The 14,916-nt window shown below is 72.8% G+C and carries 14 protein-coding genes; 9 read left to right on the plus strand and 5 right to left on the minus strand.

What is annotated here, in order from left to right:
• Positions 1-40 precede the first annotated feature (40 nt).
• Positions 41-859: an SDR family oxidoreductase gene (locus IEZ08_RS11225; protein ID WP_068922378.1), complete on the plus strand. Its 819-nt coding sequence runs from the start codon at positions 41-43 to the stop codon at positions 857-859.
• Between the two features lie 51 nt (positions 860-910).
• Here IEZ08_RS11225 and IEZ08_RS11230 read toward each other — a convergent pair whose 3' ends face one another.
• Positions 911-1,135 carry a zf-HC2 domain-containing protein gene (locus tag IEZ08_RS11230; RefSeq protein ID WP_068922379.1) on the minus strand — a complete coding sequence of 75 codons (225 nt, stop codon included), beginning with the start codon at positions 1,133-1,135 and terminating at the stop codon, positions 911-913.
• On the minus strand, positions 1,135-1,689 hold the full coding sequence (locus IEZ08_RS11235) for a sigma-70 family RNA polymerase sigma factor (protein WP_068922380.1): 555 nt from the start codon (positions 1,687-1,689) through the stop codon (positions 1,135-1,137). Before IEZ08_RS11235 ends, IEZ08_RS11230 begins: the two co-directional genes overlap by 1 nt.
• 151 nt (positions 1,690-1,840) lie before the next feature.
• Here IEZ08_RS11235 and IEZ08_RS11240 point away from each other — a divergent pair, with 151 nt between their 5' ends.
• Genes IEZ08_RS11240 through IEZ08_RS11260 form a run of 5 tightly spaced genes read left to right on the plus strand, consistent with a single transcriptional unit; the run spans position 1,841 to position 7,102 of the window.
• Positions 1,841-2,434 (plus strand): COG4315 family predicted lipoprotein, encoded by a 594-nt coding sequence (locus tag IEZ08_RS11240; RefSeq protein ID WP_068922381.1) that lies wholly within the window; start codon positions 1,841-1,843, stop codon positions 2,432-2,434.
• A 13-nt stretch (positions 2,435-2,447) separates the two neighbouring features.
• Complete coding sequence (locus IEZ08_RS11245; protein WP_084779824.1) at positions 2,448-3,113, plus strand: DUF4142 domain-containing protein; 666 nt, start codon at positions 2,448-2,450, stop codon at positions 3,111-3,113.
• A gap of 13 nt (positions 3,114-3,126) precedes the next feature.
• On the plus strand, positions 3,127-4,467 hold the full coding sequence (locus tag IEZ08_RS11250; protein ID WP_084779826.1) for a DUF1996 domain-containing protein: 1,341 nt from the start codon (positions 3,127-3,129) through the stop codon (positions 4,465-4,467).
• A gap of 53 nt (positions 4,468-4,520) precedes the next feature.
• Positions 4,521-5,657, plus strand: coding sequence for a hypothetical protein (locus IEZ08_RS11255; RefSeq protein ID WP_189242102.1), 1,137 nt, complete (start codon positions 4,521-4,523; stop codon positions 5,655-5,657).
• Complete coding sequence (locus tag IEZ08_RS11260; protein ID WP_068922384.1) at positions 5,654-7,102, plus strand: NADH-quinone oxidoreductase subunit NuoF family protein; 1,449 nt, start codon at positions 5,654-5,656, stop codon at positions 7,100-7,102. Before IEZ08_RS11255 ends, IEZ08_RS11260 begins: the two co-directional genes overlap by 4 nt.
• A gap of 25 nt (positions 7,103-7,127) precedes the next feature.
• Here the strand turns inward: IEZ08_RS11260 and IEZ08_RS11265 are convergent, their stop codons facing one another.
• Both IEZ08_RS11265 and IEZ08_RS11270 read right to left on the minus strand, forming a co-directional pair.
• Positions 7,128-7,532, minus strand: a complete 405-nt coding sequence (locus IEZ08_RS11265; RefSeq protein ID WP_068922385.1) for a RidA family protein — start codon at positions 7,530-7,532, stop codon at positions 7,128-7,130.
• Positions 7,533-7,602: 70 nt separating this feature from the next.
• Positions 7,603-8,259 (minus strand): ArsR/SmtB family transcription factor, encoded by a 657-nt coding sequence (locus IEZ08_RS11270; protein ID WP_189242103.1) that lies wholly within the window; start codon positions 8,257-8,259, stop codon positions 7,603-7,605.
• A gap of 75 nt (positions 8,260-8,334) precedes the next feature.
• Here IEZ08_RS11270 and IEZ08_RS11275 point away from each other — a divergent pair, with 75 nt between their 5' ends.
• Positions 8,335-9,615, plus strand: coding sequence for an MFS transporter (locus IEZ08_RS11275; RefSeq protein WP_084779829.1), 1,281 nt, complete (start codon positions 8,335-8,337; stop codon positions 9,613-9,615).
• A gap of 2 nt (positions 9,616-9,617) precedes the next feature.
• On the opposite strand, the gene IEZ08_RS11280 is transcribed toward IEZ08_RS11275, so the two are convergent.
• Positions 9,618-10,886, minus strand: a complete 1,269-nt coding sequence (locus IEZ08_RS11280; RefSeq protein WP_229803046.1) for an alkyl sulfatase dimerization domain-containing protein — start codon at positions 10,884-10,886, stop codon at positions 9,618-9,620.
• A 426-nt stretch (positions 10,887-11,312) separates the two neighbouring features.
• On the opposite strand from IEZ08_RS11280, the gene IEZ08_RS11285 reads away from it, so the two are divergent.
• Positions 11,313-13,265, plus strand: coding sequence for a GMC family oxidoreductase (locus IEZ08_RS11285; RefSeq protein WP_189242104.1), 1,953 nt, complete (start codon positions 11,313-11,315; stop codon positions 13,263-13,265).
• Between the two features lie 13 nt (positions 13,266-13,278).
• Positions 13,279-14,724, plus strand: a complete 1,446-nt coding sequence (locus tag IEZ08_RS11290) for an aldehyde dehydrogenase family protein (protein WP_068922388.1) — start codon at positions 13,279-13,281, stop codon at positions 14,722-14,724.
• Positions 14,725-14,916 lie beyond the last annotated feature (192 nt).

Genomic DNA, 14,916 nt, shown 5'->3' on the forward strand with positions numbered 1-14,916 from the left:
TTCGAGACCCTTCAGGAAGATCCTTCGAGAGAGGACGAGCATGGGCGAGGCACCGATCTCCGGTTCCGGATACGACCGGATCGCGATCGTCACCGGGGCCGACTCCGGCATCGGCAAGGCGACCGCCGTGACCCTGGCCGAGAACGGGTTCGACGTGGGCGTCACCTTCCACAGCGATCAGGAGGGCGCCGAGGAGACGGCGCGGCTGGTGCGGGAGAGGGGCCGCGCGGCTGCGGTGCGCCGGCACGACCTGACCGATCCGGAGAAGGCCGCCACGGTGGTGGACGAGCTGGCCGACGAACTGGGCGGCGTCGGCGTCCTGATCAACAACGCCGGGACCGGGAGCAGCACGCCGCTGCTGGAGATGGGCTTCGAGCAGTGGCGCTCGGTGCTCGCGGTGGACCTCGACGGCGCGTTCCTGTGCGCCCAGCGGGCGGTCCGGCGCATGATCGCCGCAGGGAGGGGCGGTCGCGTCGTCAACGTGACCAGCGTCCACGAGGAGTATCCCCGGGTCGGGGCCGGGCCGTACTGCGCGGCCAAGGGCGGGCTGCGGATGCTGAGCCGGGTGCTGGCGCTGGAGCTGGCGCCGTACGGGATCACGGTGAACACCGTCGCCCCGGGTGAGATCGCGACTCCGATGACCGGTCAGGAGGACCGGCTGCCGGAGCCCGGCAGCCGCCCCGGTTACCCGATCGACCGGCCCGGTGACGCCCGGGAGGTGGCCGCCGTGATCGCCTTCCTCGCGAGCCCGGCCGCGTCGTATGTGACGGGGGCGAGCCTGTTCGCGGACGGAGGGCTGGGACTCATGGGCCCGCAGGCGGCGGGCGCCCTCACATCGGGGGAGTGGCGTAAGGGCTGAGAAGCGGCGTAAGCGCTGAGGAGCGCCGGGACTGAGGAGCGGCGGCAGGCGTCAGCGCGGTGTGCGGTCGTCGTCGAGGGGGCCGGTGAGAGATGTGGAGCGGTCCTTTCTGACCGCGTCGAGCAGGCCGGGAACCTCGCTCAGTTCCCGGAGCTCGGCCTGGCACTCCTCACACGACATGAGGTGGCGTTCGAACGCCTGATGGTCGGCTTCGTCGAGCACGCCGAGGGCATAGGCCGCCACGTCTTCATGCGCACCGCGTGAGGAGGGGGACATCAGCTCGCGACACCTCTCTCCTTCAGGATCCCGCGCAGGGCGCGGATCCCGTAGTAGAGCCGGGACTTGACCGTGCCGGGCGGAATCCCCAGGATCTCCGCCGCTTCACTAATCGTACGGTCCCGTAGGTAAGTGTGCTCGATGACTTCCCTGTGTTCTTCGGACAGATCGCGGAGCGCATCGGCGACGATCATCGCCTCCAGCGCCTGTTCCGACGCGTCGGGGACGGACACGGCGTCCGCGTCGGCGGGCTCGACCTCCTGAGGACGGGCCCCCCGCCTGCGCCGGCCGTCGATGACGATGCGGCGGGCGACGGTGAGGAGCCAGGCCCACAGCAGGCCAGGTTCCCGGTGCAACTTCCCCGCGTTTCGCCAGGCCCGGACGATCGTCTCCTGGACGACGTCCTCGGCCCACTGCAGATCGTTGCCGGTGGCCTTGCGTACGTGGCGGAGCAGGGAAGCGCCGAACTCCTGGTACAGCACTTCGACCAGGACGTCGTCGTCGGTTTCCGCGCTCTCGAACCGGCTGTCGAGGTGACGAGGCACGGGCAACATCTTTACACCTTCGTTATCAGCCCCGTATGCAACTTCCACAACTCCAGTTATTTCTAACTATCTCCTCACTTTCCGTGAACCACCCTCGGGACGGTCGCGTACCTCCGACCAAGTGCGCCCACACCAGCGGGCCCGTGCGAAAGGAACGACCATGGCAACACGGCACGTCCCAGGGTCGGCCGGGGTTGTTGTCACCCTCGTCGTCCTCACCGGCTGCGCCGGAGGCGGCGCGGCCTCCGGCCAGGACTCCTCCGGCCGGGCCTACGCGACGTCGCAGGCCGTGGAGGAGCACGCCGGTCACACTTTCCTGGAGGTTTCGGATATCGGTGTCGTCATCGACGCGCAGGGCCGGACCCTCTACCGCTTCGACAAGGACAAGCCCTCGGCGCCGAGCTGCGAAGGGGAGTGCGCGGCCACATGGCCGCCCGTCGTCACCGCCGGCGACGTCACGGTCGAGGGCATCGACCGGAGCCTCGTCGGTACGGCCGAGCGGCGGGACGGCACCCTGCAGGTGACCCTCGGAGGCTGGCCGCTCTACCGGTTCTCCGGTGACGAGATCCCGGGAGACCTCGAAGGGCACGGCGCCGGCGGCACGTGGTTCGCGAGCGCCCCGGACGGGAAACGGGCCCAGGCTCCGGACGGTGCCCGAACGCAGGCTCCGGACGCCGCGCCGACGCAGGCCCGGGACGGCGGGCACACACAGGCTCCGGATGCCGGGCAGACGCAGGCTCCGGACGGCTACTGAACCGGGCGACGTCATGTTCAGGTCGCTGTTCCGCCGGTCCCGCCGTCCCGGCCGGGCCAACCGGCTCGGCGGTTTCGGGAGCGGAGAGCTGCTGCTGTTCGGGACCTTCCTCGCGATCGCCGCGGTGGCGGTCGTTCTGGTCACCCCCTCCGGGGGTCTGCCCGCGGCTTCCGAAGGCGTCCCCCAGGGCTGGATCTCCACTCCGTACGGCCCGCTGAGCCCGGCCGACCGTGACTTCCTGGTCAAGGTCCGCCAGGCGGGTCTCTGGGAGATCCCCACCGGGCAGCAGGCCCAGCAGCGGGCCGACAGCAAGCGGGTCAAGGAGGTCGGCATGCACCTGATGACCGACCATCTCAAGCTCGACGCCCAGGTCCTCTCGGTCGCGGGCCAGCTCGACGTGGTGCTGCCCAGCCAGCCGAGCGCGGACCAGCAGCGCTGGATGGGGGAGCTGTCGTCCGCCTTCGGAGCCGAGTACGACCGGATCTTCGCCAACCGGCTCCGCCAGGCTCACGGGAGGGTCTTCACGGCGGTCGCCGCCGTACGGTCCGGCACTCGTAACGATCTCATCCGATCCTTCGCCCAGCGGGCGGTGGAGGTGGTCATGAAACACATGACCCTCCTGGAGAGCACAGGGCTGGTCGACTACACCGCCCTGCCCGAACCTCCCGCGCCACAGTGAGGAGAGAACACACATGAAACGCATGAGACGCCTGTACGCGCCCCTGTCCGCGCTCGCCCTGGTGGCCGGGGTGCTGACCGCCGCCGCAGGCCCGGCGGCCGCCGACCACTGCGATCCGGCGGAACAGGGCCAGAACGACCGGCAGGGCCAGAACGACCAGCGGCAGCAGCCGGATCAGGACGGTCAGCGGAACCAGGATGACCAGCTGGACCAGAACGACCGGCAGGGGCAGCAGGACCAACAAGGTCAACAGGACCAGCAGGGTCAGAACGGTCGGCAGGACCCACAGGACGAACTGGATCGGCAAGGCCTGCGACAGCGGCGGCAGGGTCAGAGCAATCCGCAGGACCCGCGGGAACAGAGCAATCCGCAGGACCCGCGGGAACAGGACAATCCGCAGGACCCGCGGGAACAGGACAACCCGCAGGACCCCCAGGGCCCGCCGCAGGATCCGGACAGTCAGCGGGACGGACAGGCGGAGGAGTGTGCGGATCTCGGTCCGTTCCCGCAGGACTTCGTCAACATCCGCCAGGTGCGGCCGAACGTTCAGGCGCCCCGGACACAGCGGGGCGGCTCCGCCGGGAGCTTCGTCTCCCGCTGCGGCCGCAACCAGAACGGCCACCGCAACTCGGACAACTTCATCGTCGCCCCGGGTGTGACCAACGGCGCCCACCACGTGCACGACTACGTCGGCAACCTGTCCACCGACGCCTTCTCCACCGACGCCAGCCTGGCGGCCGCGGGGACCACGTGCGCGTTCGGCGACCGCTCGACCTACTTCTGGCCCGTCCTGCGGGACCGTACGGCCGACGTCAACACCCAGGACCCGGACGGCAACGTGGGCCGCATCCTGACCCCTCGCATGGCGATCATGCAATTCCGGGGGAACCCGGTGGCCAAGGTCACCGCGATGCCGCGATTCCTCAGGCTGATCACCGGTGACGCCAAGGCCGCGACCAACGGCGGCGCGAACGCCAGGGCCCAGTGGACCTGCAGCGGGTTCACCAACCGGGTGCTGACCGACAAGTATCCGCTCTGCCCCCGGGGCAGCCTGGTCATGCGGATTCTGGACTTCCCGAGCTGCTGGGACGGGCAGAACACCGACAGCGCCAACCACCGCACGCACGTCCTGTTCCCGGGCGGGAACGGCGCCTGTCCCGAAGGGACGCGGCCCATCCCGCAACTGCGGATGACCCTGGCCTACGCCGCGCCGTCCACTGCCTCCTTCGCGCTGGACGCCTTCCCCGAGCAACTGCACAACCCGGTCACCGATCACGCCGACTTCGCGAACGTGATGCCGGACCGGCTCATGCGAGCCGTAGTGAACTGCATCAACCAGGGCCGTCGCTGCTGACCCGCATCCGTCCCGGAGCGGCACCCTCTCCGCTCGGACGATGAGGAGACACGGTGGACAGAACATCAGACAGCCCTGCGGCCGGCACCGGGTGGAACACGTCACCCGGGACGGGCGCCCCGGTGTACTACCTGGGCGGGCCGTCGCGCGGGCTCGTCGAGCCGGTCGCCGAACCGGAAGAACACCCCGCAAAAGAACACCCGGCAAGAGAACGCCCGGTAAGAGAACACCCCGTACACGGCCGTGTCCAGGACGGGCGCGAGGGCGAACCCGGCAGGCCCGGACGCGGGCAGGCGCGGCACTCCCGGCAGGAGGCGTCGGGCCTCGACCGGAGATCCAATCGGATCATGCTCGGGGCGGGGATCACGGCGATCACGGTCGGGATCCTGATGATGGGCAGGACCGAGGCGGGACTGCGGGCCTCCTCGGCGGCCTGGGGATTCCTCTCCTTCTTCTCCGGTGTGCTGGCGCTCATCGCGCTGACGGCCACCGTCGCGCTCGGGCTGCTCTCCGCCGACCGGGTCGTCCTCCCCGTCCCGGGCAGGATCCGCGCCCAGCTCCTGCACCGGGCCGCGGCGCTGGTGGGCATGGCGTTCCTGGCCACGCACATCCTGATGAAGATCTCCGAAGGCCGGGCTCCGGCCTCGGCCGCGGTGGTCCCGACGTCCGCGCCGACCGTGGCGGTCGGGCTCGGCGTGGTCGCATCCGACGCGATGGTGCTGATCTTCGCCACCGGGGTCGCCAGGGCCGGGTTCGCCGACAGCCGCAGGCCGTGGGTGTGGCGGCTGCTGCACGGCTCCGCCTACCTGGCCTGGCCCACGGCGATCGTGCACGGACTGAGCGCGGGACGCTCGCCCGCGTCCTGGGTGAGCTGGAGCTATGTGGTCTGTCTGGTCGCGGTGGGGGCGGCCCTGCTGATCAGGGTTCTCTCCGTGTTGCAGGCCAGGCGCGCGGTCGCCGCCGGACTCACGGCCGAGTCCACGGCCGTGCGCGCCGCGGCGGACCGGCCCGGTGCGGAGGCTGCGGAACCTGCGGGGCCTGCGGGGCCTGCGGGGCCCACGAGCATCGTCGGCCGTGTCCCGCGCCGGGCGCGGGGGCGCGGGACCGGCACGGGCGGCGGAGCCGGACCGGAAGAGCAGACGGGTACGGAGGGCCGGGTGGCCCGCCGGCGGATCGGAGGCAATGGATGATCCCTTACCGGGTTCCCCAGGTCAGGAGGGTGGGACCGGCCAGACTCACGGCCGGGCTGGACACCTCCCGCCGGATGGACCTGTCCGCGCATCGCGCCATGCACGGCACCGCGCCGAAGCTGGGCATGCAGGAACTCGCCGAGCTGGCGGACGCCGTGGACCTGCGGGGCCGGGGCGGCGCGGCCTTCCCCTTCGCCCGCAAGCTGCGGGCGGTGGCCGTTCACCGCTCGGAGAGCGCCGTCCTGGTCAACGCGGCCGAGGGCGAACCGGCCAGCGGCAAGGACACGATGCTGCTCACCAGGACGCCGCACCTGGTCATCGAGGGCGCGCTGCTGGCCGCGGGCGCGCTCGGCGCGCGGCGGGTCGTGATCGCGGCGGCCGAGGGCGGGATGGGCCACGCGTCGGCGGTCGCGGCGGTCGAGGAGCGGGGCGCGGGGGACCGGATCCGTGTGGCCGCCATCCCCGAACGGTTCATCTCGGGTGAGGGCGGCGCTCTGGTCAGGGCGGTGAACGGGCGGAGCGGCGCGCCGCCCGGCCGCAAGGTCAGGGCCAGCGACAGCGGGGTGGACGGCCTGCCCACGCTGCTGTCGAACGCCGAGACCTTCGCCCAGCTCGCGGTGCTCGCCACCCTGGGCCCCGAGCACTACGCCGACGTCGGGACCGCGCGGGAACCCGGGACCGTACTGCTCACCGTGGGCGGTTCGGCGGCCGATCCGGCGGTGGTGGAGGTGCCGACCGGGACGCCGCTGCCCGCCGTACTGGACGTGTGCCGGGCGTCGCCGGGTGAGGGCGTGCTGGTCGGCGGGTACCACGGCGCGTGGATCCACCCCGGCGCGGCGGCCGTCGCACCGGTCTCCCGGCAGGGCATCGAGGAGGCGGGCGGGCGGCTCGGCGCCGGGATCGTGCTGCCGCTCGACGGTGAGACCTGCCCGCTGGGCGAGACGCTCAGGGTGGCGCGCTACCTCGCCGCGCAGTCGTCCGGGCAGTGCGGGCCCTGCCGGCTGGGACTGCCGGACGTCGCCCGTACCCTGGCGGACCTCGCCGAGGGCTCGGCCGCCGCCCTGGACGACCTGCGCCGCCGGGCGGCCGCGGTCAGGGGGAGGGGCGCGTGCTCCCACCCCGACGGGACGTCCGGATTCGTCCTGTCGGCGCTGGCGGCGTTCCCCGACGACGTCCAGGAGCACCTGCTCCACGGCGGCTGCGGCCGGCCGGTTCTGGGCGTGCTGCCCGTCCCGGAACGGGAGCCGGAGCCGGAGATCCGTCTGACCGTCGACTGGACCCGCTGCCAGGGGCACGGCCTGTGCGCGAAGCTCGCCCCGGACCTCGTCCACCTCGACGAGCACGGTTACCCGGTCTTCGCCCGCGGCGCCGTACCCCCGCAGCTGCACCGCCTGGCCCGCCGGGCCGTGGAGATGTGCCCGGCCCTGGCCCTGCGGATGGCATGAGGTCCACCGTCAGCCTGCCGGGACCTCAGCCCGTGGGAACCGCGGCGACCGCCTCGACCTCGATCAGGACGTCCGGCCGGAACAGGCCCGCCACCTGGACGAGCGAGCTGGTCGGCGGGCGCTCCAGGTTGACGAACTCGTCGCGCACGGCCCGGATGACGGGCAGCGCCGAGGTGTCGACGACGAAGATCGTGAGCTTGAACACGTCGTCCCACGTCGCGCCGGCCGCCTCCAGCGCCGCCCCGACGTTCCGCATGACCTGTCGCGTCTGTGCCTCCCAGTCGCCGGCCGGGGCCACGGTGCCGTCGGCGGCGATCGGGACCTGGCCCGAGGTCCAGACCAGCCGGCTGCCCGGGGGGACGCTGGCGACGTGGCTGTAGCCGTTGGTCGCCGGGAGCGTCGGGGGCGTGCTGAAGTCGATGGAGCTCATGGACCTTCCTCCGGGATTCTCGCCGGGCGCCGGATCCCCGCCGGGCGCCGCGCTCTCGTTCCGGCCGGGCTCACTCGGCCAGCCGGTGCAGGATGATCATGCCACCGTACGCGGGCCGGTCGAGACGCTGGTCGTCGGTCTCGATGTACTCGTCGAGGATCGCGAGGATGCGGAGGTTCAGCTCCTCGATCTCCTCGGGCGACAGGTGCAGCATGAACCGGCTGGACGCCTGTACGGAGTCCGGGCCCGCCTCGCGCAGCTCCTCCTGGAACGCCTGGATCGGCGCGAACGAGGCCTCGGGTCCCTCGCCGGCCAGCGGGTCGTTCAGCCACCACGACAGGCCCGTGGACCGGTAGGGCTTCTCCAGGGCGCCGCTCTCACCGGTCCGCACCGGCGCCTGGTGCAGCAGGCCCGCCTGGACCAGCTGGCGCACGTGGTAGAAGACCGTGCCCGGATCGCTGCCGAGGCGGTCGGCGAGCTGCTTGTTCGTCATCTCCCGCTGGGCGCACAGCCGCAGGATGCGCACGCGCAGCGGATGCGCCAGGGCCTTGGCCTCCTGGACCGTCGCGGCCCGCCGCTGCCGCGGGTAGGGGGAGACGCCCTGCGGCGTCCGCCGCTCTTCCGGAGACTGCTGCCCCTCCGGAGACTGCTGCCCCTCCGAAAGCCGCCGTCCTCCCGAAGACGGCGGCTCATCCGAAGACTGCCGCTCGGCACCCTGGTCGCTCATGCGCTCAGGTTATGGCGACGATCCATATCTGTCACATCGATTGATGTTTCTCAATCGATGTGAAACTCTCAATTCATGGCAGCCGATGACCGGACACAGGCCGATGACCGGCGGGAGCCCCGCACCGGTCCGCCCCCGCTGGGAGCCGCCTTCTGGCGGCTGTGGGCCTCCTCCGCCCTGTCCAACCTGGCCGACGGGATCTTCAAGGTCGCCCTCCCCCTGGTGGCCATCCGCTTCACGGACTCTCCCACCCTGATCGCGGGGCTGACCTTCGCGCTGACGCTCCCGTGGCTGCTCTTCGCGCTGCCCGCCGGCGCGCTGGCCGACCGGCTCGACCGCCGCCGGGCGATGCTGGGCGCCAACACCGTCCGGGCCGTGCTGCTGGCCGTGCTCGCGCTGGCCGCCGTGACCGGTACCGGCTCGATCTGGGTGCTGTACGCCGTCGCGGTCTGCGTCGGCGTCACCGAGACGATCTACGACACCTCGGCGCAGTCGATCCTGCCGCAGGTCGTCCCGCGCGACCGGCTGTCACGCGCCAACGGGCGGCTGCACGCCGCCGAGCTGACCGCCAACGAGTTCGTCGGCCCGCCCGTGGGCGGCTTCCTGGTGGCGGCGGGTGTGGCGATGGCGTTCGTCGCCCCCGTGGCGCTGTGGGCGGCCGCCGTGGGGGCGCTGCTCCTCGTGCGCGGCTCGTTCCGGATCGAGCGGGAGCGGCGCACCACCATGCGCGCCGACATCGCCGAGGGTCTGCGCTTCCTGTGGCGGAACCGGCTCCTGCGCACCCTCGCCGCCATGGTGGGCCTGTTCAACTTCGCCGGCAGCGCCACCTGGGCGGTCCTCGTGCTCTACGCGGTGGGGCCCGGCTCGGCCATGGGGCTGTCCGAACCGGCGTACGGCCTGCTGCTCACCGCCAGCGCGGCGGGGAGCCTGCTCGGCTCCCTCCTCGCGGACCGGATCGAGCGCCTGCTCGGCCGCTCCCGTTCGATCGCGCTGACCGTCTTCGTCGGCGCGCTCTTCGTCGGCGCCCCGGCCCTGACGGCCGACCCGCTCCTGGTCGGCGCTGCGTTCTTCGCCGGGGGCGTCTCCATCGCCGTCTGGAACGTCATCACGGTCTCGCTGCGGCAGCGAATCACCCCCGACCGGCTGCTCGGCCGCCTCAACAGCGCCTACCGGCTCCTCGCCTGGGGCACCATGCCCCTGGGCGCCGCCGCGGGCGGCCTGCTGGCCCAGTTCCTCGGGCTCCGCGCGGTCTTCGCCGTCATGGCGCTGCTGGTGCTCGTGCGGATCTTCGGCATGCTGGTGGTGAACGACAGGACCATCGACGCGGCCGAACACGAGGCCGCCCGGCAGTCCTGAGCTCAGGCTCCGGCGTCGCCCGCCGCCCTGCGGGACTCGGCGGCCGCCCAGGCGAACACGCCCCGGGCCATCAGGGACGTCTCGGCCGCGGCCCTGGCCCCGAACACCTCGGCCCTGACCCGGTGCAGGTCCGCGTCCTCCGGCGCCGCCTGCACGGCCATCTCGGCCAGGTGCCCGGCCAGGCGGTGGTCGCCCGCCTCCAGGGCGCGCAGCGCCGCCTCGCCGAGCCTGGCCGCGCCGCCCGCGAGCCCGGCCACCGCCGATGCCAGCGCGGCGTCGGGCGCGGGCTTGAGGTTGGCGGGGTTGCCGTCGTACCACCCGCCGTACAGCCGCCAGATGTTGCGCACGACGAACTCCGGCTCGTCGTAATGCGGCCGCAGGTAGGGCCGGTCGGCCAGCCGGGCGGGCGGCCGTACCTCCTGGACGATCGCGTCGAGCCTGGCCCCGTCGTTGAGCATGGCGAGGGTCTGCTCCACCAGGCTCTCCAGCCACTCGGCGGTCTCGGTCAGCGCCTGTTCGACCCGGTCGGCGCCGAAGACGGGCGCGCCGTGGCTGGGAAGCATGACCTCGGCGCCGAGCGTGGCCATCCGGCGCAGCGCGACCGCCCACTCACGCGGGTAGCGCTGCACCTTCTGCGGGTTGCCGCAGTTGGGACTGACCCAGATGAACAGGTCTCCGGGGAGCAGCACCCGCTGCTCGGGCAGGAACCCCACACTGGCGTCGTCGGTCTCGCCCTTGCCGTGGAAGAGCTCGAAGGGGCCGGCGGTCAGGGTGTCCCGGTAGTGGACGTCCGGATAGCGGTACTCCGACGGCCAGACGAAGCCGTCCAGCTGGAACTGCCTGCGGTTGATCACCGAGTTGTAGCCGAGGGTCATGCGGTAGCGGTCGAAGCGCGCGGCCACCGCCTCGTGGGCGGCCACCACCGGCCGGGGCCGCCCGGCCGCGTCCGCCTCGTCGTCGAACGGGCCCACGCCCGAGACGTGGTCGATGTGCCCGTGCGAGTAGACCACGGTGGTCACCGGGTCGGCGGTCCACTCCCGCACCTCCCGGTGGAGCCGGGCGGGGTCGAAGGGGTTGCCGGTGTCGAACAGCGCCGCCTCGCCCCCACCCCGCACGACGATCGTGTTGCCGAAGCCGCCGCGGAAGCCCACGCCGTCCACGACCTCGACGACCCCGCGCCCGGACAGGCCGCCCTGCACGATGCTGTCGTCGGCCTTCCCGCTCCACACCAGGTCGGCGTAGCCCACCGGGTCCATCGGATCGTTGCCCATGAGGCCGCTCCTTCGTCGGTCTTCCTCCGCCACCCGGGTGCGCTGCGCCCACCGGCGGCCGGTGATCGGCGGCCGGTGATCGTGGCGGTACGGCGGGCGCGGACGCTCCCGCAGCGGGGGTGTGCCCACTGTGCTGTCCTGGCGGCGTACGCGCAATCCCCGCGGTCCACCCGAACCCTCCCGGAATCATGAAATGCCACCATCCACGGATGGGCGAGATCGGCACCACCCCGGCCCTCCGCCGTCTCCGCGCCGAGGAGGGCGCCTGGGAGTGCGGACAGTGCAGACGGGCGAGAGGGAAGGGGTGGTATGCGGCTTTTGCGATGATTACTCGGGGTGTGTTGCACGTTACAGAATCTGGTTCTAGTGTGGCCGTCGTCACATGCGCTGGGCGGGCGGGTACCGCCCACTCTCGACGGAGGACCCGTGCCTGCTCTCACTCCCGTCCAGCGCGACGTGCTGCGCGCTCTGGTGGACACCGCCGTCCCGGCGTTGCAGGTCGATGACGACCCCACCGGCTTCTGGGCGACCCCCGGCTCCGCGACCGGCGCCGACGAGGCGCTGGCCCAGTACCTGGAGACCCTCCCCGAGGTGGACCAGACGGGCGTCGCGCGGCTGCTCGAGGGACTGGCCATGCTGGGCTTCCAGCACCAGGGACGGGCCACCCGCGAGGGCATGCTCGCCACCGCCGCGGCGCTCGCGCCCGAGGCGCTGGTCGCCGTCTCCACACTGCGCGGCGGCGCGTGCATGCTCGCCCACTCCATCCCGGACGCCGAGGGACGCAACCCGTTCTGGGCGCAGTACGGCTACCCCGGGCCGCAGATCACCCCGCCGGCGGACGAGCCGTACATCACCCCGCACACGCCGGCCGACGGGGAGGTGATCGAGGCGGACGTCGTGGTCGTCGGATCCGGCGCGGGCGGCGGCACGATCGCCGGGGTGCTGGCCACCCGGGGCAGGAGCGTCGTCGTGCTGGAGGCGGGCGGCGCCACCAGCGAGCGGGACTACCGGCAGCTGGAGGTCGAGGGCAAGGAGATGATGTACCGGGGCGGGCTCTCGGTCTCCGCCGACGGCAACGTCGGCCTGCTCGCCGGGTACACGCTGGGCGGCGGCACCACCGTCAACTGGCACAACTGCGTGCGGCCCAGCGACGCGGTGCGCCGCGAGTGGGCCCGCGAGCACGGGCTGCACGGCCTCGACACCGAGGAGTTCGACCGCCACCTCGACGCGGTCCTCACCCGCATGGGCGCCAACGACCGGTGCAGCGACTTCAACGGCCCGCACCAGCGCATGGCCGAGGGGGCCAAGGCGCTGGGCTGGTCGATGCGCACGGCGGTGCGCAACGTCGACGAGGCGACCTACGACCCGGTGGCGGCCGGCTACACCCAGTTCGGCGACCCGAGCGGCAGCAAGCGCGGCACGCTCACCACCTACCTGCGCGACGCCTTCGACCACGGCGCCAGGATCCTCGTCCACACCCGCGCGGACCGGGTCCTCACCGAGGGCGGCCGGGCCGCCGGGGTCGAGGCCGTCTACACCGACCCCGGCAGCGGCGAGACCCGCCGGGTGACGGTGCGCGCCGCCGACGTCGTCGTGGCCTGCGGCGCGCTGGAGACCCCGGCCCTGCTGCTGCGCTCCGGCATCGGTGGGCCCGCCGTCGGCCACAACCTCTACCTGCACCCCAGCGCGGGGATCTTCGGCGTCTACCCGGAGGACCAGCGGGCATGGTGGGGGCCGCCGCAGGCCGGGATCGTGGACGAGTTCCGCGACATGGGCGACGGGTACGGCCTGCTGATCGAGGGCTCGCACTACTACACCGGCGTCTTCGCCTTCCAGCTGGCGCGGCGCGACGGCCGGGAGGCCAAGGAGGCCATGAGCAAGCTCGGCCGGATGGCCGACTTCCTGTTCGTCCTGCGCGAGCACGCCGGGGGACGGGTGACGATCGACGCGGACGGCGAGGCCGTGCACACCTACGCGCTCACCGACGAGCGCGACGTCGCCGCCTACTACCGGGGCCTGCGCGCCCTGGCCGAGCTGCACCTGGCCGCCGGGGCCGAGGAGCTGTGGTTCGGCGCCACCCCGCCGGTCTTCAGGCGCGGCGACGACTTCGAGGCGTGGATGTCCCGTCTGGAGTCCGTCCACATCGGCGCGGGCGGGCTGTTCATGGGCAGCGCCCACCAGATGGGAACCGCCCGCATGGGCACCGACCCGCGGACCTCCGTCGCCAGGCCCACCGGCGAGCTCCACGACGTCGCCGGCGTCTGGATCGGCGACACCAGCGCCTTCCCCACGCCTTCGGGCGCCAACCCGATGCTCACCTGCATGGCCCTGGCCCACCGTACGGCCGGGCACATCGCCCAGCACACCACCTCGGCCTGAAAGCGAGCCAGACGTGACCGTCCCCGAACCGAACCACACGCGCGAGCACATCTACGTCGACGGCGCGTGGGTCCCCTCCACCGGCGCCGGCACGCTCCCGGTCGTCAACCCCTACACCGAGCAGGTCATCGGTACCGTGCCCGAGGGCACGCCCGAGGACGTGGACCGCGCGGCCCGCGCCGCCGCCCGCGCCCTGCCCGGCTGGGCGGCCACCCCGCTGGACGAGCGCGTCAAGGCGTGCTCGGCGATCGCGGCGGGCCTCAAGGAGCGCGCCCAGGAGATCGCCCTGACGGCCTCCCGGGAGATGGGCGCCCCCTGGCAGCTGGCCGTCATGGTCCAGGCCGGCCTGCCGGTCATCGACTTCGCCTCGATGGAGGACGTCGCCGGCCAGGTCGAGTGGGAGCGCCGGTCGGGCAACTCCGTGCTGGTCCGCCAGCCGGTCGGCGTGGTCGGCGCGATCACCCCGTGGAACTACCCGCTGCACCAGATCGCGGCCAAGGTGGCCCCGGCCCTGGTCGCCGGGTGCCCGGTCGTGGTCAAGCCGTCGGAGCTGGTGCCCGGCGTCGCCTACCTGCTCGCTGAGATCATCGACGCGGCGGGCCTGCCGCCCGGCGTGTTCAACCTGGTCCCCGGGACCGGCCCGGTGGTCGGCGAGGCGATCGTCGGGCACCCGGCGGTCGACATGGTGTCGTTCACCGGCTCCACCCGCGCCGGGCGCCGGGTCGCCGAGCTGGCCTCCCGCGCGCCCAAGCGCACCTCGCTGGAGCTCGGCGGGAAGTCCGCCAGCGTGCTCCTCGACGACCTGTCGGCCGAGGAGTTCGGCAACGCCGTCGCCGGCTCGCTGACCGGCTGCCTGATCAACAGCGGGCAGACGTGCAGCGCCACCACCCGGCTGCTGGTGCCCCGGGACCGGCTCGCCGAGGCCGAGGAGCTGCTCACGCTCTTCGCCCAGTTCGCGACCGTCGGCGACCCGATGGACCCGGCCACCCAGCAGGGACCGCTGGTGAGCAGGGCGCAGCAGGAACGCGTCCGCGCCTACATCCGCGAGGCGCTCGACGACGGCGCCCGGCTCGTCGCGGGCGGCCCGGAGCAGCCAGAGACCGCACCGACCGGCTTCTTCGTCCGGCCCACCGTGCTGGTGGCCGAGGCGGGCACGCGCATCGAGCAGGAGGAGGTCTTCGGGCCGGTCCTGACCGTGGTGCCCTACGACGGCGGCGACGAGGAGGCGCTCGCGATCGCCAACGGCACGCCGTACGGCCTGTCCGGGGCGGTGTGGGCGAGCGACCTCGACCGCGCGTCCGCCTTCGCGCGGCGGATGCGCACCGGCCAGGTCGCCGTCAACGGCGGCGTGTTCAACCCGACGGCCCCCTTCGGCGGCTTCGGGCAGAGCGGCTACGGCCGCGAGCTCGGCCCGCTGGGCATCGAGGAGTTCACCTCCCTGACGTCCCTGCAGTTCTGAACCCGTCATGGGGGAGGACGTCCGGCCCGTGACGTCCCCCTCCCGACGTCCCCCTTCCGACGTCCCCCTCCCGACGTGCCCGGTCCGCGGCCGGTCCGGCCCGGCCGGGTGACGGCGCCGTGACGATCGCGGCGTCCCGGTGCGCCCGCCGGGGTGCCGCGATCGGTACCCTCCATGCTCATCGCATGCCAT

The sequence above is a fragment of the Planobispora rosea genome (assembly GCF_014648175.1).
Classification (GTDB): domain Bacteria; phylum Actinomycetota; class Actinomycetes; order Streptosporangiales; family Streptosporangiaceae; genus Planobispora; species Planobispora rosea.